17 protein-coding genes and 1 riboswitch are annotated in these 21,354 nt (G+C 62.9%); of the genes, 13 read left to right on the top strand and 4 right to left on the bottom strand.

Annotated elements, in window-relative coordinates; translation table 11 throughout:
• Positions 1 to 155: 155 nt before the first annotated feature.
• On the bottom strand, positions 156 to 791 hold the full coding sequence (locus BMZ79_RS10445; protein ID WP_090640172.1) for a fumarylacetoacetate hydrolase family protein: 636 nt from the start codon (positions 789 to 791) through the stop codon (positions 156 to 158).
• A 270-nt stretch (positions 792 to 1,061) separates the two neighbouring features.
• On the opposite strand from BMZ79_RS10445, the gene BMZ79_RS10440 reads away from it, so the two are divergent.
• The 5 genes from BMZ79_RS10440 to BMZ79_RS10420 all read left to right on the top strand — a co-directional run bounded on the left by BMZ79_RS10440 (position 1,062) and on the right by BMZ79_RS10420 (position 7,329).
• Complete coding sequence (locus BMZ79_RS10440) at positions 1,062 to 2,423, top strand: extracellular solute-binding protein (protein ID WP_090639474.1); 1,362 nt, start codon at positions 1,062 to 1,064, stop codon at positions 2,421 to 2,423.
• Between the two features lie 146 nt (positions 2,424 to 2,569).
• Positions 2,570 to 3,460, top strand: coding sequence for a carbohydrate ABC transporter permease (locus tag BMZ79_RS10435; RefSeq protein WP_090639471.1), 891 nt, complete (start codon positions 2,570 to 2,572; stop codon positions 3,458 to 3,460).
• A 16-nt stretch (positions 3,461 to 3,476) separates the two neighbouring features.
• Positions 3,477 to 4,301: a carbohydrate ABC transporter permease gene (locus tag BMZ79_RS10430; protein ID WP_090639469.1), complete on the top strand. Its 825-nt coding sequence runs from the start codon at positions 3,477 to 3,479 to the stop codon at positions 4,299 to 4,301.
• A gap of 42 nt (positions 4,302 to 4,343) precedes the next feature.
• Positions 4,344 to 6,179: a sensor histidine kinase gene (locus BMZ79_RS10425; protein ID WP_090639467.1), complete on the top strand. Its 1,836-nt coding sequence runs from the start codon at positions 4,344 to 4,346 to the stop codon at positions 6,177 to 6,179.
• On the top strand, positions 6,151 to 7,329 hold the full coding sequence (locus tag BMZ79_RS10420) for a response regulator (protein WP_090639465.1): 1,179 nt from the start codon (positions 6,151 to 6,153) through the stop codon (positions 7,327 to 7,329). Before BMZ79_RS10425 ends, BMZ79_RS10420 begins: the two co-directional genes overlap by 29 nt.
• 363 nt (positions 7,330 to 7,692) lie before the next feature.
• Here the strand turns inward: BMZ79_RS10420 and BMZ79_RS10415 are convergent, their stop codons facing one another.
• From BMZ79_RS10415 to BMZ79_RS10405, 3 genes are read right to left on the bottom strand one after another with little or no spacing between them, the layout of a single operon-like run.
• Complete coding sequence (locus BMZ79_RS10415; protein WP_090639463.1) at positions 7,693 to 9,003, bottom strand: 6-phospho-beta-glucosidase; 1,311 nt, start codon at positions 9,001 to 9,003, stop codon at positions 7,693 to 7,695.
• A 55-nt stretch (positions 9,004 to 9,058) separates the two neighbouring features.
• Positions 9,059 to 10,042 carry an N-acetylglucosamine kinase gene (locus BMZ79_RS10410; RefSeq protein WP_090639460.1) on the bottom strand — a complete coding sequence of 328 codons (984 nt, stop codon included), beginning with the start codon at positions 10,040 to 10,042 and terminating at the stop codon, positions 9,059 to 9,061.
• Positions 10,039 to 11,067, bottom strand: coding sequence for a LacI family DNA-binding transcriptional regulator (locus BMZ79_RS10405; RefSeq protein WP_090639458.1), 1,029 nt, complete (start codon positions 11,065 to 11,067; stop codon positions 10,039 to 10,041). The genes BMZ79_RS10410 and BMZ79_RS10405 overlap by 4 nt, the downstream gene beginning before the upstream one ends.
• 456 nt (positions 11,068 to 11,523) lie before the next feature.
• Between BMZ79_RS10405 and BMZ79_RS10400 the strand changes: the two genes are divergently transcribed.
• From BMZ79_RS10400 to BMZ79_RS10365, 8 genes are all read left to right on the top strand, one after another.
• Positions 11,524 to 12,270 (top strand): class I SAM-dependent methyltransferase, encoded by a 747-nt coding sequence (locus tag BMZ79_RS10400; protein WP_090639456.1) that lies wholly within the window; start codon positions 11,524 to 11,526, stop codon positions 12,268 to 12,270.
• Between the two features lie 146 nt (positions 12,271 to 12,416).
• A complete protein-coding gene (locus BMZ79_RS10395) occupies positions 12,417 to 13,676 on the top strand; it encodes a DUF445 domain-containing protein (protein WP_090639454.1) in 1,260 nt (419 codons plus the stop codon).
• 252 nt (positions 13,677 to 13,928) lie between these two features.
• Positions 13,929 to 14,123, top strand: a riboswitch (cyclic di-AMP (ydaO/yuaA leader).
• Between the two features lie 177 nt (positions 14,124 to 14,300).
• Positions 14,301 to 16,643: a histidine kinase gene (locus tag BMZ79_RS10390; protein ID WP_090639451.1), complete on the top strand. Its 2,343-nt coding sequence runs from the start codon at positions 14,301 to 14,303 to the stop codon at positions 16,641 to 16,643.
• A 315-nt stretch (positions 16,644 to 16,958) separates the two neighbouring features.
• Complete coding sequence (locus BMZ79_RS10385) at positions 16,959 to 17,795, top strand: basic amino acid ABC transporter substrate-binding protein (protein WP_090639449.1); 837 nt, start codon at positions 16,959 to 16,961, stop codon at positions 17,793 to 17,795.
• An 82-nt stretch (positions 17,796 to 17,877) separates the two neighbouring features.
• Positions 17,878 to 18,528, top strand: coding sequence for an amino acid ABC transporter permease (locus BMZ79_RS10380; protein ID WP_090639447.1), 651 nt, complete (start codon positions 17,878 to 17,880; stop codon positions 18,526 to 18,528).
• A gap of 17 nt (positions 18,529 to 18,545) precedes the next feature.
• Entirely contained in the window at positions 18,546 to 19,268 is a 723-nt protein-coding gene (locus BMZ79_RS10375) for an amino acid ABC transporter ATP-binding protein (RefSeq protein WP_090640169.1), read from the top strand.
• A 227-nt stretch (positions 19,269 to 19,495) separates the two neighbouring features.
• Positions 19,496 to 20,056 (top strand): TetR/AcrR family transcriptional regulator, encoded by a 561-nt coding sequence (locus BMZ79_RS10370; RefSeq protein ID WP_090639445.1) that lies wholly within the window; start codon positions 19,496 to 19,498, stop codon positions 20,054 to 20,056.
• Between the two features lie 34 nt (positions 20,057 to 20,090).
• On the top strand, positions 20,091 to 21,341 hold the full coding sequence (locus BMZ79_RS10365) for a cytochrome P450 (protein ID WP_090639440.1): 1,251 nt from the start codon (positions 20,091 to 20,093) through the stop codon (positions 21,339 to 21,341).
• Positions 21,342 to 21,354: the final 13 nt, after the last annotated feature.

Here is a 21,354-nt window from a genome sequence, read left to right as displayed (position 1 = left end):
AGAGAGCCTCGCCTGCGCGGCGCGACGCAGCCGGCGGGGCGGCGGTCGCGACGGCTCCTGAATTGATGGAAAAAGCGGCCCGCGCGGGCCGCAACAAACCAGAAGGGCCATCCTGCCGAATCGCGGCGGGATGGCCCTTCTTAGTTTCGCGCGTCTTAGCCGAGGTTCACGTACAGCGGCCCGAACGTCTCTTCCTTGCCGCCCACCGCCAGCTTCAGCTCCAGCTCGTCGCCGTCCGCGAGCGGACCGACCCCCGCCGGCGTGCCGGTGTAGATCACGTCGCCCGCGCCGAGTCCGAGGCGCGGCCCGATGAAGTCGATCAGCCGCTGCAGGGAGAAGATCATGTCGCACGGGGAACCGTGCTGCGCGACTTGGCCGTTCTTGACGAGGCTGAACGCCAGCGCCCCGAACGCGTACTCGCCGGGGAACGGCCGGAACGGCCCGAGCACGGCGGAGCCGACGAACCCTTTGGCCAGCAACCACGGATGGCGCTTCTCCTTCAATTGCGATTGCACGTCGCGCGCGGTCAGGTCGAGGCCGAGCGCGATGCCGTCCACGAGCTCGGCGGCGCCCATGCCCGGCTTATAGTCCTTGCCGATGCGGACGACGACCTCCAGCTCGTGGTGAATGTCGCCGATCTTGCCGGGCAGCGTCAGCTTGCCCGCCGCCGGGTGCAGCGCGTGCGTCGGTTTGGAGAAAATCATCGGCTCCTCCGGCACGTCGTTGCCGAGCTCTTTCGCGTGCAGCGCGTAGTTGCGGCCGACGCAGTAAATGTTGCGGATTGCTTCCATGTTCGCGTTCTCCTTTGCGGCGTTCGTTTCGATTGCGAATGCCCGCGTCCGGCCCGGCGCCGCCTGCGGCAATCGCCGCGTCCGGGCGGCCGCGCGGTCCGCAGGCCATATTTACCAAGCTGCCTTCATCATAGCACGAAGGTGGGCAAACTTCACTTTTCTCCGCTACCGACCTTGAAAACGCAAACCTCACTCCTTAATTTCGCGCATTGTTGAAAAAAGGTTGGTACATGATAATAAGCGTATATTAACCCAAGGGGGAACCAACAGATGGTTAAGAAATCGACGAAAACCGCCGCCATCGCACTGACCGCGGCAGCGCTGGTCATGGGCATGACGGCTTGCGGAAGCAAAAACGAAACCAACACCTCGAACAATACAAACGCGGGCAACACCTCGACCGGCGCGGGCGGCAACGCGAGCAGCGGCGACAAGAACGTGACGATTACGTTCCAGAACATCTACCCGGACCCGGCGACGCCTTCGTACAAAATGCTCCACTCGATCGTCGACCAGTACCAGAAGGATCACCCGAACGTCAAGATCGAGCTGGACTCCCTCAACACCGACCAGCAGAAGCTGAAGCTGAAGACGCAAGCGGCGTCCAAGGAAGTGCCGGACATCACGATCGTCAACCCGGCCGCGCAAATGAAGCCGTTCGTCGACGCGAAGCTGTTCGCTCCGCTGAACGACATGCTGGACCAAAACGGCCTGAAGGACACGTTCCAAAAAGGGCTGCTCGACTACTACAGCTTCGACAACAACATCTACGCCCTGCCGGACGGCAACAACATCGAAGTCGTGTACTATAACAAGGACCTGTTCGCGCAAGCGGGCATCACGAATACGCCGACGACGTTCGAAGAGCTCGTGAACGACGTGAAGAAGCTGAAGGCGAAAGGCATCACCCCGATGGCGATCGGCGAGAAGGATTCCTGGACCGGCTCGTTCCTGTTCATGAACATCCTGCTCCGCACGAACGGCGGCCCGGGCTTCCTGCAGGACGTGCTCGACGGCAAGAAGACCTTCAAGGACGCGGCGTTCACGGACGCGGTATCCGCGATGCAGGACCTGATCCAAGCCAAAGCGTTCGAAGACGGCGCGACGTCCATCGACTACAACACGGGCGGCAACCTCTTCAAGACGGGCAAAGCGGCGATGATGGTCATGGGCACGTGGGAAACGGGCGCCATCGACTCGTCCACGGTCGGCCCGAAAGTCGGCGTCTTCAAATTCCCGACGGTCGGCGGCAAAGGCGATCCGGACCAATTCATGCTCGCGCCGGGCTCCGCGTTCGCGGTATCGGCCAACAGCAAGCACCTGAAGGAAACGAAGGATTTCCTGAACTACTTCATGACGGAAATGCCGAAGAAGCAGTTCGAGCTGAAGAACGCGGTCGGCAGCGGCCAAATCATCACCGGGGACTTCAAAGCGGCGGGCTACTCGCAGCTGGCGCAGGACGTCCTGGCGCTGTTCCAAAACGTCAAAGGCGGCGACCTCGCGTTCGACAACACGATGAAACCGGCCATTGCCCAAGCGCACCTCAGCAGCATCCAAAACATGTTCGTGCAGAAAGTCGATCCGGCAGCCGTCGCGGCCGAGCACCAATCCGCGTACGACGCCAACAAATAAGCACCTTGTGAGCCATGAAGGCGGATCGGGTGGAGCGGCTCCGGCGGCTCCGCCCCGATCTCCTTTCGACACCGAAGAAGCCGTGCCGGCCTCCGGGCCGGCCGCGCGCTTCTCGCAATCCCGCTAAGAATCAGGAGGCAACCCCAGTGAATGTTTTAAAAGTACCGGCCCGTACAATCGCAGTATTCGTCCTGCCGAGCCTGATTGTGTACATCGGACTCGTGTTCGTTCCGATTCTCGTTTCGATCTACGACAGCCTGCTGGATTGGGACAGCATCAATAAGGCGAAATTCATCGGGCTGGACAACTTTAAAACGATGTTCGCCCACGACGCGAACTTCTGGCCTTCTGTCCGCCATACCTTGCTGTACGCCGTGTTCTCCATGGCGGAAATTCCGATCTGTCTGTTCATGGCGGGCTTGCTGAACCGCTACGTGAAACGGGGCAACACGCTCGTTTCGATCTACTTCGTGCCGGTCATCCTGTCCACCGTCATCATCGGTCAATTGTGGAAAACGATCTATAACCCCGCCGACATGGGCGGCATGCTGAACGGCATCCTGACGACGATCGGCCTGGACAGCTGGACGCACAGCTGGCTGACGGAGCCGAAGATCGCGATGTACTGCTTGTATTTCGTATCGCTGTGGCAATACTTCGGGTATCACCTGCTCATTCAATTCACGGGCGTGCAAAACATTCCGTCCGACGTGTACGAAGCCGCGAAGATCGACGGCGCCGAAGGGTTCAAGGCCGACTGGTACATTACGTACCCGATGGCCGTGCCGATCTTCAAAATTTCCATCGTGCTGGCCTTCATCGGCTCTTTGCAGCAGTTCGACCTCGTTTGGGTCATGACGGGCGGCGGACCTGCGCACGCGACGGATACGATCTCCACGCACATGTACAACAGCTCCTTCCTGTCCCTGAAATACGGTTACGGAAGCGCGCTGGCGACGTTCCTCGTGTTCGTGTGCCTGGCCTTTACGGTCGTCATCAATTTCGTGTTCAAAAAAGTCGAAGCGAAGTACAGCTGAGGGGAGAACGGCAATCATGAAAGCATTATCGAAAGGAATCGTCTACGCCGTATTCGCGATTCTCGTGATCACGCAAATTTATCCGTTGTTCTGGCTCATTCTGTACTCGCTGAAGAACAACGAGCAGATTCTCGGCTCCAGCTTCTTCTCGCTGCCGACGACGCCGCAATGGACTAACTATAGAGACGCCTACAAGAGCGGTCACTACTTGCAATACCTGGGCAACAGCGTGTTCGTCACGCTCGTCACGCTGATCTGCGTCATCGTGCTCAGCTCCATGGTCGCCTACGCGATCTCGCGGTTCAAGTGGCGGTACGGGCCGATCGTCACGCTGATCTTCCTGATGGGCATGATGATCCCGATGCAGGCGACGCTGCTGCCGCTGATGGTCATCTTCAAGCACATGCACATCCTGGATACGCGCTGGGCGCTCGTTCTGCCGTACATCGCCTTCTCGACGCCGATCTCCGTCTTCATCCTGAGCGGCTTCATGCGCGGCATTCCCGCTGAGATCGAGGAGTCGGCGTTCATCGACGGCGCGAACGTGTACCGGATTTTCCGCAGCATCATCCTGCCGATCTCGGTTCCCCCGATCATGACGGTCGTCATCCTGACGTTCATCACGATCTGGAACGAGTACATCATGGCCGCGACGTTTATTTCGTCGGAGAAGTTGAAAACTCTCCCGTTCGGCATATATACTTTTGTGAGCCAGTACAACGTCAATTATGGCGCAATCGGCGCATTCCTCGTGCTCGGCGCGCTGCCCGTACTGCTCGTGTACTTCGTCCTCTCCGAACGGATCACGAAAGGCATGGTCGCCGGCGCGGTAAAAGGCTAAGGGGCCGGCGAGGGATGCTGCCACGGAAGGGCGGTAACGGCGGTGACGCGCGGATTTCATTCCATTCAATACCGGTTGTTCGTGCTGTTCCTGATCAGCATGTCCGCAATCGTGCTGACGGTCAGCATCCTGTACTATAACCGGACGACGGTCCAATTTCATCAGAAGATCAGCAGCCTGTCGAAGCAGAACGTCTCGCAGACGGCAGGCTTGTTCGATCTCCTGCTGAAAGGATACGACAGCCTGTCGAAGGCCGTCATCGGCAATAACGATCTTGCTCGCATTCTGAGCAATCCCCAAGTCGACAGCCCCGCTGTCGATTATTTTAATGAGCAGGCCATCACCAATATTTTGGGGGCCGCTTTTTTGTCGCAAGAGGACATTATCGGCATCCACGTGCTGACCGATAAAGGCAAAGTCTACAACTACAGCAATTATGCCAACGTGATCAGCCCGGACTACAAATCGACTTCGTGGTACGCCCAGATCGCGGCGTCGGCCGGCAGCATGGCGTGGCTCGGCGTGTTCGACCATTCCATCATCGATCAGGTCGACGACCGGCCCGTCTTCGCGTTCGGCCGGCCGATCTACGACCTGAACAACCACCGGCCCGTCGGCATCGCCCTGTTCGAGACGAACCCGCAGGCGATCATCGCCGCGATGGATAACCTGAAGCTCGGCGAGCACAGCGAGGTGTACCTGATGAACCGCGAGGGGAATATTATCTCCACGACCGCGTACCATTGGGACCCCGCCTGGCTGAGGAGCCTGCCGCGCCCGCAGGAAGGCGCGCCGGTCGTCGAGGAGCACGACGGTCAGCTGGTCGTGTCGTCGCAGCTGCCGTTCGCGGATTGGACGGTGCTCGGCGTCACGCCGGACCGCGACCTGAACGTCGAGCTGACGGAGACGAAGCGGTTCCTGATCATCGTCGGGGCGATTCTCGTCATCTTCTCGGTGCTGCTTGCGTCGGTCTTCTCGCGGACCCTCTCGTCGCCGCTCAAGCGGCTCATCTCGGAGATGAAGCAGGTCGAGATCGGGAACTTCCGCGGCTCGCTGAACGTGACGTCGTACCGGGAGATCAATATTTTGGTGGCGTCGTTCAATCAGATGGTCAATCACATCGCGGAGCTGATCGAGCGGGTGAAGGTGGCGTCCGTGAGCGAGAAGAACGCGGAGCTGCAGGCGCTGCAGTCGCAGGTCAATCCGCATTTTCTGTACAACACGCTCGACATGATCTACTGGATGCTGGACGAGAAGGGGCATGACCGGCTCGGCGAGGTCGTGCTGTCGCTGTCCCGGCTGTTCCGCTACAGCAGCCATTGGGAGCCGGGAGCGGCGGTCACCCTGCGCGAGGAGATCGAGCAGATCCAGCACTACCTGACGATCATCGTGACGCGGCTCGAAGGCCGGCTGACGGTGGACGTGGACGTGAGCGAGACCTGGCTGACGCGCATCGTCCTGCCGAAAATGACGCTGCAGCCGATCATCGAGAACGCCGTGAAGTACGGGCTCGAGCCGCTGTTCGACCGCCCCGGCGTCCTCCGCGTGCACGTGGAGGAAGGCGACCGGCAGCTGCGCATCCTCGTGGAGGACAACGGCGCCGGCATGGACCGGGCAACGCTGGCGCGGCTGAACGCGCTGCTCGCGCGGGCGAAGGACGATACCGTCCGGGACGTGAACGCCGAGTCCGAGCGCCGGGAAGGCGGCATCGGGCTCGTCAACCTGCAGCGCCGGCTCCAGCACATGTTCGGCGAGGCATACGGGCTTGCTCTGCGGAGCGAGCCGAATCAAGGGACGACGGCGATCATCGCGATTCCGCTCCCGCTGCATAAGGAAGGGGGCGCTGCGCTTGACAGCGAACATCCTCATCACGGATGACGAGCACGTGATCCGCGAAGGCGTGAAACGCACGATCAAACGGGCTTTTCCCGATATCACGGTCCATCTGGCCGCATCCGCCGAGGAGGCGGTGCGGATCCTGGACCAGCATCCGGTCGACATCGTGCTGACGGATATTTTGATGCCGGGCATCGACGGCCTGGAGTTCATGAAGATGTCGCGGCGGCGCTATCCGCAGGCGAAATGGGTCGTCATCTCCGCGCACTCGGAGTTCGCCTACGCGCAGACGGCCGTGCGGCTCGGCGCGCGGGACTACCTGCTGAAGCCGATCGGCAAGCAGCGGCTTGTCGAGCTTATCGCGCAGCTGGCCGAGGAAGCGAAAGCGGAGTCGGAGCAGACGGCGGAGAGCGAGATGATGAAGCGGAACCTGAAATATCTCCGCGAGGCGGTGTTCCAGCGGCTCGCGTCCGGGCTCGACATCGGCAACATGGACATCGCGCCGCTGTTCGAGCGGTACCCGGATTTTCATCTCGTCCTCGCGCATCTCGAGGAAGCGGTCAAGCCGGTGCATCTGGAGCATTTCATCATCGAGAACGTGCTCTCCGAGCTGGTGGACCGCCACGGAGAAGGGTTCGTCGTCAATTTCGACCGGCAGAGCCTGCTCGGCATCGTCCATTTCCCGAGCGCCGCCGCCCAGGACGCGCTGCTGACGGAGCTGAAGACGCATCTCGGGCATTACTTGAAGGTGCCCTTCCACGTGACGCCGTCGTGCAAAATATCGGACTATCGCAACATCGCGGCCGAAGTGAAGAAGCTGCGCCAAGCCAGCTCCGTCCCCGGCCTCGACCGGCCCGAAGGCGGCGACAAGGCGATCGAGGTCGCGCTGCAGTACCTGAAGGCGCACTATAACGAGGAGCTGTCGCTGGAGAAGGTCGCGTCCGTCGTGTTCTTGAACCCGATCTACTTCAGCCAGCTCTTCAAGCAGAAGACGGGGCAGGGGTACAAGGACTACGTCATCAGCCTGCGCATGGAACAGGCCAAGGAGCTGCTGCGCCGGCAGGGGCTCAAGCTCGCCGACATCGCGGAGCGCATCGGCTACGGGGACGTGCGGCATTTCACGCAGGTCTTCCGGAAGAAGATGAACGTGACGCCGACGGAGTACCGGCAGCAGTTTCTCGCGGAGCGGTGACGGGGGGATTTCTCCCCCCCCCCCTGAGCCCCTTCATTTTAATGAGCTAAAATTTATAAGTACATGAGCTTAAATATTACGGGCGTGAAATTCGAAAGCGTTTCGCAACCCTCTAAATTCACAACCTTAAGCGTTTCGCAACCCCCTAAATCCCCCTTGCCTAAGGGGGACCCCAGGGACGCCGTCCCTGGACCCGGAAGGGGCGTGCCCGCGACGGGGCCGTCTTCGAAGCTTGGTTCGGGGGCGGCCCGTTTTTGTCCGCCGGCGCGGACAAGACTTGGGTGCGCGATTCTTACCCGGCTTGTTGCCGCAGCCCTGCCGCCGCCATACCAAAAAGGCCGCCGAACCCGGCGGCCTTCGTCGTTATCCCTGCGGGAAGAACGCCGGCAAATACGCCCGGTTCGCTTCCAGCATTTCGTCCAGCATCGGAGCGGCCACGTTTACGTTCGGCACCAGCGGGTGGTGGACCATTGCCTGCAGCGCGATGTCGCGGTCGCCGGTGACGGCCGCTTGGATGGTCAGGCGCTCGTACGTTTTGACGGCGTGGATGAGCCCTTTGACGTTCTCGGGCACCCGCGTGAGCGGGAGCGGCAGCGGACCGTTCTTCGTCACGAGGCAGTTGACCTCGATCGCCGCGTCGTCCGGCAGGAAGCCCAGCGTGCCGCGGTTCGCGACGTTCAGCGTCTGGATGTCGTTCGTGCCGTTATGGAGCGACTTCATCAGGTTGACGGCCGCCTCGGAATAGAACGCGCCGCCGCGCTGCTCCAGCTGCTTCGGCTTCTCGGCGAGGTTTGGGTCGGCGTACAGCCGGAACAGTTCGTCCTCGACGCGCTTGACGACCGCGGCGCGGTTGCCGTCGCGGCGGAACGCCTCCTGCTGCTCCGCGAGCATTTCGTCCGTCATGTAGAAATACTTCAAATAATACGACGGCAGCCCGCCCAGCGAGCGGATGAACCGCGGATTCCAGCCGGTCGACGGGACGTTCTTGCCGGTGAAGCCTTCGGTCTGCCCGAGCAGCTCCGGCAGCTTGTCGTCGCCGTTCACGTCGACGCGCGTCACCCAGTGCAGGTGATTGAGGCCGACGAACTCGGTATCGATCGCGGACGGCTCCGTCCCGTATGTTTTCGACAGCCACTTCGTCAGGCCGATCGGGGCGTTGCACAGGCCGATGCTGCGCACGCGCGAATGGCGCTGGATCGCTTCGGTCACCATGCCCGCGGGGTTGGTGAAATTCAGCAGCCACGCGTTCGGCGCCAGTTCTTCCATGTCCCGGCAAATGTCCAGCAGCACGGGAATGGTCCGGAGCGCCTTCAGCATGCCGCCGGGGCCGGTCGTTTCCTGGCCGATGACGCCGTACTTCAGCGGGATCGTCTCGTCGCGGCCGCGCGCCTCGAGCATGCCGACGCGCATCTGCGTGCTGACGAAATCCGCGTCCTTGACCGCGGCCCGGCGGTCGGTGGTCAGATGGACCTCGATCGGGAGCCCCGAGCGTTCCACCATGCGCTTGGCCAGGGCGCCGACGATGTTCAGCTTATGCAGGCCGGCGTCGATGTCGACGAGCCAGAGTTCCCGGACGGGCAGCTCGGCATGGAACCGGATGAACCCTTCGACCAGCTCGGGGGTGTACGAGGAGCCGCCCCCGATGACGGCGATTTTCAACCCTTGTTTCTTCATGTACGGTCACTCCTATCCAATCTTGTGTGCGTAAAGGCGCTAGCGGGAAGGGCGGTCAAATAGCGATCTCGTCGAATTGGCCCAAGGCGCGCATGCGCGCGTAGACGTCCTCCGATATCGTCCGGCCGTCCGCTTCCATCGCCGACCAGACGGCGCCGAATACGGGATCGACCGTCAGCTTGACGACCGTGGCACCGGGGGCGACGGCGCGCACCGCGGTCTCGATCGGGCCGCGGATCCAGCCGCCGCGGTCGCCGCGGGTCACGAGGCTGCCGGCGAGCACGACGTCGAACGCGTCCCGCTCCATGCCGAGCCGCCGGGCGACGGCCGCGGCGGACCGGCCGAGCTCCTCGCCCTGCGTCCGCAGAATCGCGAGCGCCGTCTCGTCGCCGGCTTCCGCCGCGTCGAACAGCAGCTTGGCCGCGTCGACCGGTACCCGCTTGTCGTGGTCCAGGAAGTCGTGGAACATCGTCTCCACGTCGGGGTACCCCAGCAGCGCGAGCAGCGGCTCCGTCAGGCGCGTCGGCCGCTCGCGGCCGTCCCAGGCCCGGACGACCGAGCGGAACACTTCGACGCTGAGCGAGCCGCCGCCGCCGAAGTCGCCGTGCATGTAGGCGAAGCCGCCGACCTGAAGATGCTCGCCCTGCTTGTTGCGTCCCGCGCAGTTCGTGCCGGTGCCGCAAATGACGGCGATGCCGTACGGCCGGTCGGTACCGGCGCGAAGGCCGATGATCGTGTCGCATTCGATGGAATGGCGCGGGAGGCCGACGGCGGCCACCATGGGCCGCAGCACGCGGTAGTCCGCTTCCCGGTCCGCGCCGGCGAGACCGAAGTAGGCGTGGCGCACGTCGTCCTTCGCGACGCCCGCCTGCCGCAGCGCTTCCTCGGCCGCCTCCCGGATGCTGCGCGCCGCGCCGGCGGCGTCGATCTGATGGTTGCCGTTGCCGCTCCGGCCTTTGCCGAGCGGACGGCCGTGCTCGTCGGTCAGCAGCGCGTGCGTCTTGGTTCCGCCGCCGTCAATGCCGAGATAATACGTCATGGCGATTGCTCCTTATCGGGTAGAGTGGAATTCGCGGCAGAGGGGGCCGTCGTCTCGCGGCGGAGCAGCTCCGCCGCGAGGCGTCCGCCGCCGGTCCGCTTCGGCGCGCCGTCGATCCGCTTCAAGAGAAGCGAGACGGCTTCGGCCGCCATCCGTTCGGTCGGCTGCCGGACGGTCGTCAGGCACGGCCGCAGCATGGTCGCGATCCGCTGGTCGTCGAAGCCGACGACGGACACGTCCTCCGGCACGCGCAGGCCGGCCCGCTGCAGCGCGTTGATGACGCCCGCGGCGATGTGGTCGTCGCCGGCGAACACCGCGCCCGGCAGCTTGCCCGACGCGGCCCAGCGGCTCGCTTGCGCGTAGCCGAACGCCGCGGAATAGTCCCCGGCGGCCAGCTCGAACGGCTCGAGCCCGGCTTCCCGCAGCGCCTGCAGGAAGCCGCCGCGCCGTTCCCGCGTGCTGCGGTACGGCTCGCTGCCGCTCAGATGCGCGATCGCCGTATGGCCGAGCGCGATCAGATGCATCGCCGCGGCGTAGCCGCCCGCGAAATTATCGACGTTGACGGCGAACGCGTCGTGCTCCGCCAGCTGGTTGTCGATCAGCACGAACGGGATGCTGCGGCGGTTCATTTCGTCGATGTAGGGCGATTCCGCGAGCGGCGAGAGCAGCACGATCCCGTCGACGCGGTCCTCCTGCAGGAGGTAATGGATATCGCCCGGGCCGGGGCTCGCGTAGACCGAGACGGCGAGGAAATACCCGCTGTCCGCCAGGATGCGGTTCATCTCGCCCGCGATCGCGTCGAAGAACGAATCCTGCAGCGTGGGCAAAATCAGCCCGACGACGCCGGTCTTGCCCCGCGCCAGGCTGCGCGCCGCGGCGTTCGGCCGGTAATCCAGCGCCTTCATCGCCGCGAGCACCTTCTGCCGGTTCGCCTCGCGCACCGATTCCGCGCCGTTCAGTACGCGGGAGACGGTGACGACGGACAGGCCGGCTTTTTTGGCGACGTCGAAAATGCTGACTTTCATGCGGCCTGCGTCAGCTCCCTTCAATAATGGTCGGATGTATAAAGTTTAAGCGCTTTAACTTTCGGGGTATAAAATAAACCAGCCCAACGCGGCGCGCGATGCGGCAAATCTCTTTACGGCATTAAAAGTTTAAGCGTTTTAACTTTTGGGTTATGCATTCATTGTAGCGAAGAAGGCAGGGATGCGCAATCGCGAATTTCGGGGGCTGAACCCCATCCTCAACGCCTGTCGCAGTTCCTCCTAATGAACGATTGAAATCGTCGAAAATCCCGGCTACACTCATCGTATTGATGGGCAAAGGATGCGATGCAGCGTATATAACGCGATTGAACGCAGGGCTGCCGGCGCGGCGTTAATCGGAAGTCACGATTCATCATTGCCGGAAGCGGATGCAGGCGCGTCATGTCCGCGCGAGCTTCCGGCTTACCCTTACGCCAACGGAAGCCTTAATCGACAATGAGCGACTATCGCAATCAATGGGAAGCTTTCTTCGACGCGCATGCCCCGCATTATATGGAAAACGGATTTACGGCGAACACCGAGGCGGAGGTGGCCTTCATCGTCGAGCAGCTGCGGCTGAAACCGGGCGACGCCGTCCTCGACGTCGGCTGCGGCACGGGCCGGCACGCGATCGGGCTGGCGCTGCGCGGCTGCGCGGTCACGGGCATGGACCTGTCGGCGGGCATGCTGGCGGAAGCCCGGAAGGCGGCGGACGCGGCCGGCGCCGACGTCGAATGGATCCGCTGCGACGCGACCGCGTTCGTGCCGGCGAAGGCTTACGACGCGGTCGTCTGCCTGTGCGAAGGCGCGTTCGGCCTGATCGGCCGGGACGAGGATCCGGCGGCGCACGACATGGCCATTCTCCGCGGCGTCGCGGCCGCGCTGAAGCCGGGCGGCGGGTTCATCCTGACGACCTTGAACGCCTACGCCAAGCTGCGTTCGCTGACGCAAGGAGACGTGGCGTCGGGCCGCTTCGATCCCGTCACGATGCTGGAGCACTACGTGGAGGAGCTCGATCTGCCCGAAGGCAAGCGGCGGGTGGAGATCAAGGAACGCCGCTACCTGCCGGCGGAGCTGACGCGCATGTTCGCGGAGGCGGGCCTCGCGGCCGAGCATGTCTGGGGCGGCACGGCGGGCCGGTGGAACCGCGGCCCGATCGGGCTGGACGAGGTCGAAGTGATGCTCGTCGCGAAGCGAACGTGACGCATACGGGACTGCCGCGCGGGCGGCGGTCCCGTTTTCCGTCGGCCGTCGGTCGCGCGGACGCGCGGGGCGCGCGGCAGGCCGGATTTTTGCAAGAGCCGCGTCCGTAATGGTATGGTGTAAGTAGCAATCCTAGGAGGATACTCATGGCGAAGGTAAAGAAGAGAAACAAGCAAATGGCCAATCTTTCGCTCGGCGCGATGGCCGCGGGCTTCGCGGCGACGCTGCCGTTCCGCGGCGGCGGGCTCGGGCTGCTTCACGCGGGCTTCGAGGCCGGCGTCATCGGCGGGCTGGCGGACTGGTTCGCCGTGACCGCGCTGTTCCGCCATCCGCTCGGCATTCCGATTCCGCACACGGCCCTGCTGCCCCGCAACCGGAAGAAGATGTCCGACGGCATCGTGCGCGTCCTCGAAGAGCGGCTGCTGGCGAAGGAAAGCATGCTCGAGAAGCTGCATCAGGTCGAGCTGGCCGAACAGCTCCTGCCGGTCGTGCGCGGCGCCCTGCGCTCGGCGGTCGCCAGCGAACGGCTGCCGCTGCTGCTGGCGGACGTGCTGCGGAGCGTGGACGCGGATCGGATCGTGCCGCTGCTGTCCGGCGAGATCGAAGCCGCGGTGCGGCGGATCGACCTGGAGGCGGCGCTGCGCGGCTTCATCCGCAAGGCCGAGGAGGACGGGACGGACGAGCGGATGCTCGATCTGCTGCTGGAGCGCGCCGAGACCTGGGTCGCCACGGAGGGCATGCAGCGCGAGCTGGGCAGCGCGGTGATGACGCTGATCAAGGGGCTCAACCTCGGCGGCTTGATGTCGTTCGCCGTGAACGCGTTCATCGGCTACCTCGAGGAAGACAAGCTCGGGGCGATGCTCCAGCAGTTCGCGCTCTCCAAGCTCGCCGAGCTGAAGCTTCCGGGGACGGAGCGCCGCCGGATCGTCATGAGCAAGCTGCGCGAAGCGCTGGATACGCTCGTGACGCGGCTTGCGGAGTCCGGCCGGCTGGACCTGATGCGCGAAGAGCTGCTGCAGGCGTTCGACGTCGAGAGCGAACTGCGCAAACTGTTCGAGCGCCTGCGGGAGAAAGGACTCGAATTCTTGCGCGCGCCGGATTTCGGCGAGAAGGCGTGGCCGGCCGTCGAGGGGATTATCGACCGGATCGAAGCGAACGAAGGGCTGGTGCGGGACGCCGAGCATTGGCTGAAGAAGCAAGCCGCGGCGTTGATCGAACGCAACCACGCCCGGATCGGTTCGTTCGTGAAGGAGAATCTGGACCGGCTCGACAACGACCAGCTCGTCGAGCTGATCGAGGACAAGGTCGGACAAGACCTGCAATGGATCCGCGTCAACGGCGCGCTCTGCGGCTTCCTGATCGGCCTCGCGCTGCGGGGCATCGAGATGGCGACCGGGAACGTCTGATTCCCGGGCCGCCCCCGCGGCGGGCCGGGGGCCGGACCGGGCGAGCGTTCCGAAGCCCGGCCGCAGGCAGCTCCTGGCAATCGCGGTAATTACGGAAACAGGCCATAAAGTGAGGTAGCGCGAGATTTCTGAAGCTCGTTGCCTTTGTAAGCGTTATATTTGCTCTCGTTGCACGCACAGCGGGATGGAGTGCGCACGGGATTCCTTTACAAACGGCAGGCTCTGGCGTAACATGAGTCATGCTTAACAACGTAATCGACAACGCTGAATTTCCGAACAGGAAAACGGGGGAACCAACGGCATGTCAAGTCCTTCCGAAGCCGCGCGCTTCAAGGCTTGCCATCAGGGGTGAATCGCGGGCGGAGGCGCATGGCCTCGCGTCCCGGGTAGGGCGGCTCTCATGTCCGAATCCGACAGCTAACCTCGTAAGCGACCGAGAGAGGCGACGAATGTGCGTGCGAACAGCCACTTTGGATATAGTGTGCCTAGAAGCCGCGAGAAGCGTTCTCTGAATTGGAGGCCGTCTTTCGCTGGCTTCTTTTTTGATGTCCGTTTTCGTGTCGAGCATAAGATTCCAGGCAACATGCAAATTTATAGGTATAGGCATGAAAGGGGTACAACGTTATGGCCGGCTACCGGCGACAAACTCCGGAGGAACTGCTGTTATCCATCTCCAAAATCCACCGCGGGCGTCTGAAAATTTACGTGGGCGCCGTCAGCGGCTCGGGCAAAACCTACCATATGCTGCGCGAAGGCCAGGCGCTCAAGCAGCAGGGCATCGACGTGGCCGTCTGCGCCGTGTCGACGATGCGTCGCCCGGAAACCGTGGAGCAGCTGGCGGATTTGGAGCGCATTCCGAGCATCCGCTGGATGAAGGGCGACGTCGAGAAGAAGGACCTGAACCTGGATGCGATCGTCGAGCGCAACCCGGAGGTGCTTCTCGTCGATTCGCTGGCGCACGAGAACCGGCCCGGCGCCAAGTTCCCGACGCGCCGCGAGGATATCCGGTTCCTGCTGAGCCGCGGCATCAGCGTCATCACGACCGTCAACGTCTACGAGCTGGAGGGCGTGAAGGAGCAGGCGCAGAAGCTGACCGGCATCGCGCCGGAATGCACGGTGCCCGCGGATCTGCTGGAGATCGCCGACGAGGTGCGGCTGATCGACGTATCGCCCGAGACGATCCTGAACCGGCTGAGCGAGGGCCGGCTGAACAACGTCAAGGACCCCGAGCTGCTGAAGCGCGGCAACGTCGGCAAGCTGCGCGAGCTGGCGCTTCGCCTCATGGCGGAGGGCGTGAACGAGTCGTTGGAGAAATACCGCGAGGAGCAAGGGTTCATCGGACCGTCCGGGGCGTCCGAGCGGATATTGGTCGCGGCGCAGTACCACGTCAACGGGTCGATCTACATCCGCCGCGGGCAGCAGATCGCGAAGCGGCTCGGCGGAGACCTGCAGGTCGTCGTCTTCACGGACGCCTCGCAGGAGCCGACGAAGGAACGGGAAGCGTTCAAGAAATCGATTTTGAAACTCGTCGAGAAGGTCGGCGCGGGCTTCCGGGAAATCGCGATTACGAGCCGGAAGCAAGTGCCGCGCGCGCTGATCCGCTACGCCATGCTCATCAACGCGACGCGGATCGTCATGGGCCATTCGAAGCAGACCCGCACGGAGGAGCTCCGGCAGGGCTCCATCGCCCGCAGTCTGCTGAAGCACGTCCGCAACATCGACGTCTTCTTCATGGCCGACCGCGCGGAGCACGAGGGCGAACGGGTGCTGCCGACGAAGCGGGCCGTGCCGAAGCCGCCGTCCGAGCCGTACCGGCGCTTGAGCGAGCAGGAGGTCGAGAAGAAGATCGAGCGCATCCGCCGCGGCCGGTTCAAGGTGTACATCGGCGCCGCGCCGGGAGCGGGCAAGACGTACATGATGCTGCGCGAGGGCAACGACCTGCTCCGCAAGGACATCGACGTCGTCATCGGCTTCGCGGAGACGCACGGCAGGCCGGACACGGAAGCCCAGATCGGCAAGCTCGCCGCGATGCCGCGCCTGAAGGTCGAAGCGAACGGCTCGCAGGACGAGGAGATGGACGTGGCCGCGATTCTCGCGCGCAATCCCGAGGTCGTGCTGATCGACAATCTGGCTCATCTGAACGCGCCGGGCAGCCGCAACATGCACCGTTACGATGACATCCGCGAGCTGCTGGACGCGGGCATCTCCGTCATCGCGACGCTGAACGTGCAGCACCTGGAGAGCCTGAAGGATTCGATCGAGAAGATTTGCGGCACGACCGTGACGGAGACGGTGCCCGACCAGGTGCTCCGTCTGGCGGACGAGATGGAGCTGATCGACGTCGCGCCGAGCGCGCTGCAGGAGCGGCTGAAGGAAGGCCGGATCTACGGCCCCGACAAAATCGAGGAGAAGCTCGCGGGCGCCTTCAAGACGGGCAACCTGATCGCGCTCCGCGAGCTGGCGCTGCGCGAAATCGCCGACGACGTGGATGAGCGGCTGGAAGCGTGGGAGCGCAACGGCTCGCTGCGCGGCCCGTGGCGTCGCCACGAATCGATCTTCGTCGCCGTGACGACGAGCCCGAACGCGGAGCGCCTCATCCGCCGCGGCTTCCGCATCGCCTACCGCCTGAAGGCGGAATGGCACGTCCATTACGTGCGGACCGAAGGGGACCGCTCCGAGACGTGCACCAAGCGGATCGAGGAAATCAAGGCGCTGGTCGACCGGCTCGGCGGCCGCTTCGAGACGCAGAGCGGCGTGTCCGGGAACCACGTCGCCGACGCGCTGCTCGCGAAGGCGAACGAGCTGAAGAGCACGCAGATCATCCTCGGCCAGTCCCGCCCCGGCTTCTGGCAGCGCATGACGCGCACGCCGGTCATCGATACGATATTGCGGGAAGGCCGCCATATGGACGTGCTCGTGGTGGCGGACTTCAATCCGAACATGGCGCTCGGGGAAGAGGACGAATAGGCTTCCTCCGTCCCATCGGCGGCGCGCATGCGGCCACGGTTCCGCTTGCAGCTATCCGGGGCCGCAGCCGCGCGATAATGGCAAGACGGCATGCATAGATGCGGCGAGCATGCGACGGGGAAGGGTACGCCCGGGCGGCGGGCGTGCCCTTTTTTACGTCCGCGCGGCCCCAAACCTTCCATAAAAGCGTATAATCCGTAGATTCACGGAACCTATGTTAGATTACGTAACAAATTAAAAAATTAATTTGATATTTTCCCTGTGTTCTTGGTAGAATCATCGTAACAGAATCCGAATATTAGAGGGGGAACCACCATGAAGAAACGAGTAACGTTAGGTATTATTACGTTAATAACGGCCGTCTTGCTGTCGGGCTGCGGCGCGAAAAATGAAGCACCCGCCAATAATGCAGCGGACAACGGCACGGCCGGCGGAGGGGACGAGACGACGTACCAATTCGCGAGCGACGCTAGTTACCGCCCTATGGAATACATGGACAAGGACGAGCTCAAGGGCTTCGACATCGATTTCATCGCGGCCGTCATGAAGGAGGCCGGGTTGAAGTATAAGGTTAGCAACGTCGGCTGGGACGCGATGCTCGAGAGCGTCAAGCAAGGCACCGAATATCAAGCGGGCCTGTCCAGCATTTCGATCACGGACGACCGCGCGCAGACCTATGATTTTTCCATGCCGTACTTCGAATCCGTGAACGTGATCATGGTGAAGGAAGACAGCGACATCAAGAGCGCGGGGGACCTCAAGGGCAAGAAGGTCGCCGTGCAGAGCGGGACGACCGCCGACATTCTGATGACGAAGATCATGGGCGAGGGCAACACCGACCTGAAGCGCTTCGACAGCAACGCGGTGGCGCTGCTGGAGATGGATCAGGGCGGGGCCGACGCCGTCGTGGCGGATATCGCGATCGTGCGGGATTACATCAAGGGCAATCCGGATAAGAAGTACAAGGAAGTACAGGATACCACGAACTTCACGCCGGAGTATTACGGCATCGCGTATCCGAAAGGCAGCGAGCTGAAGGCGAAGCTGGATCCGGCGATCAAGGCGATCATCGAGAACGGCACGTACGCGGAGCTCTACAAGAAATGGTTCGACGAGGAGCCGAATACGGCCGCTTTGTTGGAAACGAAATAACGGACGAATAGCGGAGCATGCGTAATCGAACGTTGCGCATGCTCTTTTTATCGTTACAATGCAGGAGAAAGGGCGAATCGGCATGGATTTCAGATTCGATATCATCGGAGATTACTTCCCTCTGATCATGCGAGGGACGTTATACACCATCTGCATCTCGTTCGCGTCGATCATTCTCGGCTCGATGCTCGGCCTCGGCGTCGGCCTCGGCAAAATGTCGCGCTTTTGGATTCTTCGCTGGCCGATGCAAGCCTACATCAACTTCTTCCGCGGGACGCCGCTGCTCGTGCAAATCTTCATCGTGCACTTCGCGTTCGTGCCGCTCGTCTACGGCAAGACCAACGCGATCGCCGCGGCGGTCGTCGCGCTGTCGCTGAACGCGGCGGCGTACACGGCGGAGATCTTCCGGGCCGGCATCCAGTCGATCGACAAGGGGCAAACGGAGGCCGCCCTGTCCATCGGCATGACGCATTGGCAGGCGATGCGCTACATCGTGCTTCCGCAGGCGGTCAAACGCATGATCCCGGCCTTCGGCAACGAATTCATCGTGCTGCTGAAGGATTCGTCGCTGCTGACGTTCATCACGGTGCCCGAAATCATGTACTGGAGCAACGCGATGAAGGCGCAGTACATTCGCGTGTGGGAGCCGTACCTGACGGCGGCGCTCGTATATTTCGTGCTGACGTATACGCTCAACAAGCTGCTGGTGTGGATCGAAAGGCGGGTGCAATAACGATGGCTGCGAAACCGATTATACAAGTGAAGGGGCTGGCCAAGGCGTTCGGCAAGAACGAGGTGCTGAAGAACGTCACGGTCGACGTGGCGCCGTCGGAGGTGCTCGTCGTGATCGGGCCGTCCGGCTCGGGCAAGTCGACGTTCCTCCGCTGCCTCAATCTGCTGGAGCAGCCGACGGGCGGCGAGATTGTCGTCGACGGCACGCCGCTGCTCGCCAAGGGCACGGACATCGTCGCGGTGCGGGCGGAACTCGGCATGGTGTTCCAGCAGTTCAACCTGTTCCCGCATCTGAAAGTGCTGGACAACCTGACGCTGGGGCCGATCAAGATTCGCAAATGGACGGCCGAAAGGGCGCGGGAGAAGGCGCTCGAACTGCTGCGCAAGGTTGGGCTGGAGCACAAGGCGGATGCCTATCCGTCCTCGCTCTCCGGCGGCCAGGCGCAGCGCGTCGCCATCGCGCGGGCGCTGGCGATGGAGCCGAAGATCATGCTCTTCGACGAGCCGACCTCGGCGCTCGACCCCGAGATGGTGGGCGAGGTGCTCGGCGTCATGAAGCAGCTCGCGAAGGAGGGCATGACGATGGTCGTCGTGACGCACGAGATGGGCTTCGCCCGCGAGGTCGGCGACCGCGTGCTGTTCATGGAGCAGGGCCGCGTCGTCGAGGAAGGCCCGCCGGAGGCGCTGTTCGAGCGGCCGCGGGAAGAACGGACGAAGGCGTTTTTGTCGAAGGTATTGTAAGGATACAAACGAATGAAGACAGCCGCGCATGGGGGACCGTCGGTCCTTCGCTTCGCGGCTGTTTTGTTGCGCGCGGAACCCGCCGAAGGATCGCTGAAATTCGTCGTTGACATGTAAAAATTATCCTTATAACATATGTTATATAACGGATGTCATTGTTCATGCGTTTAACGATTGTCGTTCACGATTTTAATTATCCATGTCATTAACGACGCGGAGAGATGCCGATGCCCCCAAAAGCGGAAATCACGAAGGAAAGCGTCCTGAACGCGGCCTTCGACCTCGTACGGGAGGAAGGGTTCGAAGGGCTGACGACGCGCCGGGTCGCGCGGCGGCTGAATTGTTCGACGCAGCCGATCTACAGCGTGTACGGCAGCATGGAGGCCGTCAAGGAAGACGTGTTCGGCCGGGCGGTCCGGTTCGCGCTGGCCCGCATCGAGACGTACGAGAACGCGGACAACGAGCCCGTCATGAACATGGCGATCGGCTGCCTGCTGTTCGCGAAGAACGAGAAGCGGCTGTTCCGGGCGATCTTCCTTTCCGAGTACGGAGCGTACGACAACAACAAGCTCTACGAGGCCATGCGCGCGGCGTTCCTGCAGCTCGACGACCGGTTCGGCGACATGGAGGAACGCCGCTTGCGGCGCCTGTTTTTGAAGCTGGCGATGTTCTGGATCGGCATGGGCGCGATGATCAACGCAGGGGCGCTGGAGCTCGACGTCGAGGAAGCGACGAAGATGATCGAGGAGATGTACGAGGCGTTAAAAGCGCAGGAAGGGTTGGCTTGAGGAATCATTCCATAACCGAGGAGACGTGATCGCGATGCAAGAGTTGCCGGCAGCCTTCGCAACATCCGACATTGAAGCGTGGTTCCGAACGTATTCGCCCCGATTGCACGGCAGTCCGAACGAATTCTATGCCTATCTGCTGGAAAGCGAGCCGCTGTCCGACGTCGCGGACGCCGGATTCTGGGTCGCGTCCCGGTACGAGGACGTGAATCGGATCTTGAAGGACCCGGTATTCGTCCGCGAATACCGCAACGCGCTGCCGGAGCCGCAGCGGCAGGAGCTGCCGCCGCCTTCCGAGGAATGGAAGCCGGTCGGCGAGCTGCTGGACAATTGGATGCTGTTCCGCGATCCGCCGGCGCATACGCGTCTGAGAAGGCTGGTCAGCCACGCGTTCCTGCCGCGCGCGATGGACCGGCTCGAGCCCAAGGTCCGCGGGATCGCGGAGTATCTGGCCGACGAGATGGCCGAGGCATCCCGTCCCGACCTGATCGCGTCGTTCGCGTTCCCGCTGCCGGTCATCGTCATCGCCGAGCTGCTCGGCGTGCCGCCGGAGGACCGCGAGCTGTTCAAAGCGTGGTCGCATGTCTTCGCGGGCGTGCTCGAGGGCGGCGACCGGCCGGCGGGGTTCGCGCAGCGGGCGAAGCAAGCCGCGGAAGAGATCTCCGCCTACTTCCGCGATCTGATCGCGCAGCGCAAGTCCGCTCCGCGCGAGGATATGATCAGCGAGCTGATCGCGGCGCACGAGCAGGGGGAGCGGCTGACGGAACAGGAGCTCGTCGCGACCTGCGTGCTGATGCTCGTCGCCGGCCACGAGACGACCGTCAATCTGATCGGCAACGGCGTCTACTGCCTGCTCCGGCATCCCGATCAGCTTGCCCTCCTGCTCGCGCGTCCGGAACTGGCCGCCTCCGCCGTCGAAGAGGCGCTGCGCTTCGAAAGCCCCGTGCGGATGACGTCGCGCATCGCGTCCGCCGATTGCGCGATCGGCGGACGGACGATCCGCCAAGGCCAGTCCGCGAACGTCATCCTCGGCGCGGCCAATCGCGATCCCGCGCAGTTCGAGCGTCCGAACGTCTTCGACATCGAACGTTCGCCGAACCGTCATTTGGCGTTCGCGTCCGGTCCGCATTTCTGCCTGGGCGCGCCGCTCGCGCGCATGGAAGGCGAGCTCGCGCTGTCCGCGCTGCTGTCGCGCTATCCGCATATGCGCCTCGCGGACGCCGAGCCGAATTGGCGCCAGAGCCTGCTGTTCCGGGGCTTGGAGACGATGCCGCTGTACCTTTGAGGGCTTTTGTCCG

Origin of the sequence: Paenibacillus sp. UNC496MF (assembly GCF_900113915.1) — a bacterium.
In the GTDB taxonomy this organism is placed as follows: domain Bacteria; phylum Bacillota; class Bacilli; order Paenibacillales; family Paenibacillaceae; genus Paenibacillus_Z; species Paenibacillus_Z artemisiicola.
Note: the sequence above shows the minus strand (reverse complement) of the source record. Positions and strands in the feature narration are given on the sequence as shown.

What these genes read in the sequence shown, in the direction of transcription:
- BMZ79_RS10445 (WP_090640172.1), bottom strand. Translation starts at nt 791, where the DNA reads ATGGAAGCAATCCGCAACATTTACTGCGTCGGCCGCAACTACGCGCTG.
- BMZ79_RS10440 (WP_090639474.1), top strand. Translation starts at nt 1,062, where the DNA reads ATGGTTAAGAAATCGACGAAAACCGCCGCCATCGCACTGACCGCGGCA.
- BMZ79_RS10430 (WP_090639469.1), top strand. Translation starts at nt 3,477, where the DNA reads ATGAAAGCATTATCGAAAGGAATCGTCTACGCCGTATTCGCGATTCTC.
- BMZ79_RS10415 (WP_090639463.1), bottom strand. Translation starts at nt 9,003, where the DNA reads ATGAAGAAACAAGGGTTGAAAATCGCCGTCATCGGGGGCGGCTCCTCG.
- BMZ79_RS10410 (WP_090639460.1), bottom strand. Translation starts at nt 10,042, where the DNA reads ATGACGTATTATCTCGGCATTGACGGCGGCGGAACCAAGACGCACGCG.
- BMZ79_RS10405 (WP_090639458.1), bottom strand. Translation starts at nt 11,067, where the DNA reads ATGAAAGTCAGCATTTTCGACGTCGCCAAAAAAGCCGGCCTGTCCGTC.
- BMZ79_RS10400 (WP_090639456.1), top strand. Translation starts at nt 11,524, where the DNA reads ATGAGCGACTATCGCAATCAATGGGAAGCTTTCTTCGACGCGCATGCC.
- BMZ79_RS10395 (WP_090639454.1), top strand. Translation starts at nt 12,417, where the DNA reads ATGGCGAAGGTAAAGAAGAGAAACAAGCAAATGGCCAATCTTTCGCTC.
- BMZ79_RS10390 (WP_090639451.1), top strand. Translation starts at nt 14,301, where the DNA reads ATGGCCGGCTACCGGCGACAAACTCCGGAGGAACTGCTGTTATCCATC.
- BMZ79_RS10385 (WP_090639449.1), top strand. Translation starts at nt 16,959, where the DNA reads ATGAAGAAACGAGTAACGTTAGGTATTATTACGTTAATAACGGCCGTC.
- BMZ79_RS10380 (WP_090639447.1), top strand. Translation starts at nt 17,878, where the DNA reads ATGGATTTCAGATTCGATATCATCGGAGATTACTTCCCTCTGATCATG.
- BMZ79_RS10370 (WP_090639445.1), top strand. Translation starts at nt 19,496, where the DNA reads ATGCCCCCAAAAGCGGAAATCACGAAGGAAAGCGTCCTGAACGCGGCC.
- BMZ79_RS10365 (WP_090639440.1), top strand. Translation starts at nt 20,091, where the DNA reads ATGCAAGAGTTGCCGGCAGCCTTCGCAACATCCGACATTGAAGCGTGG.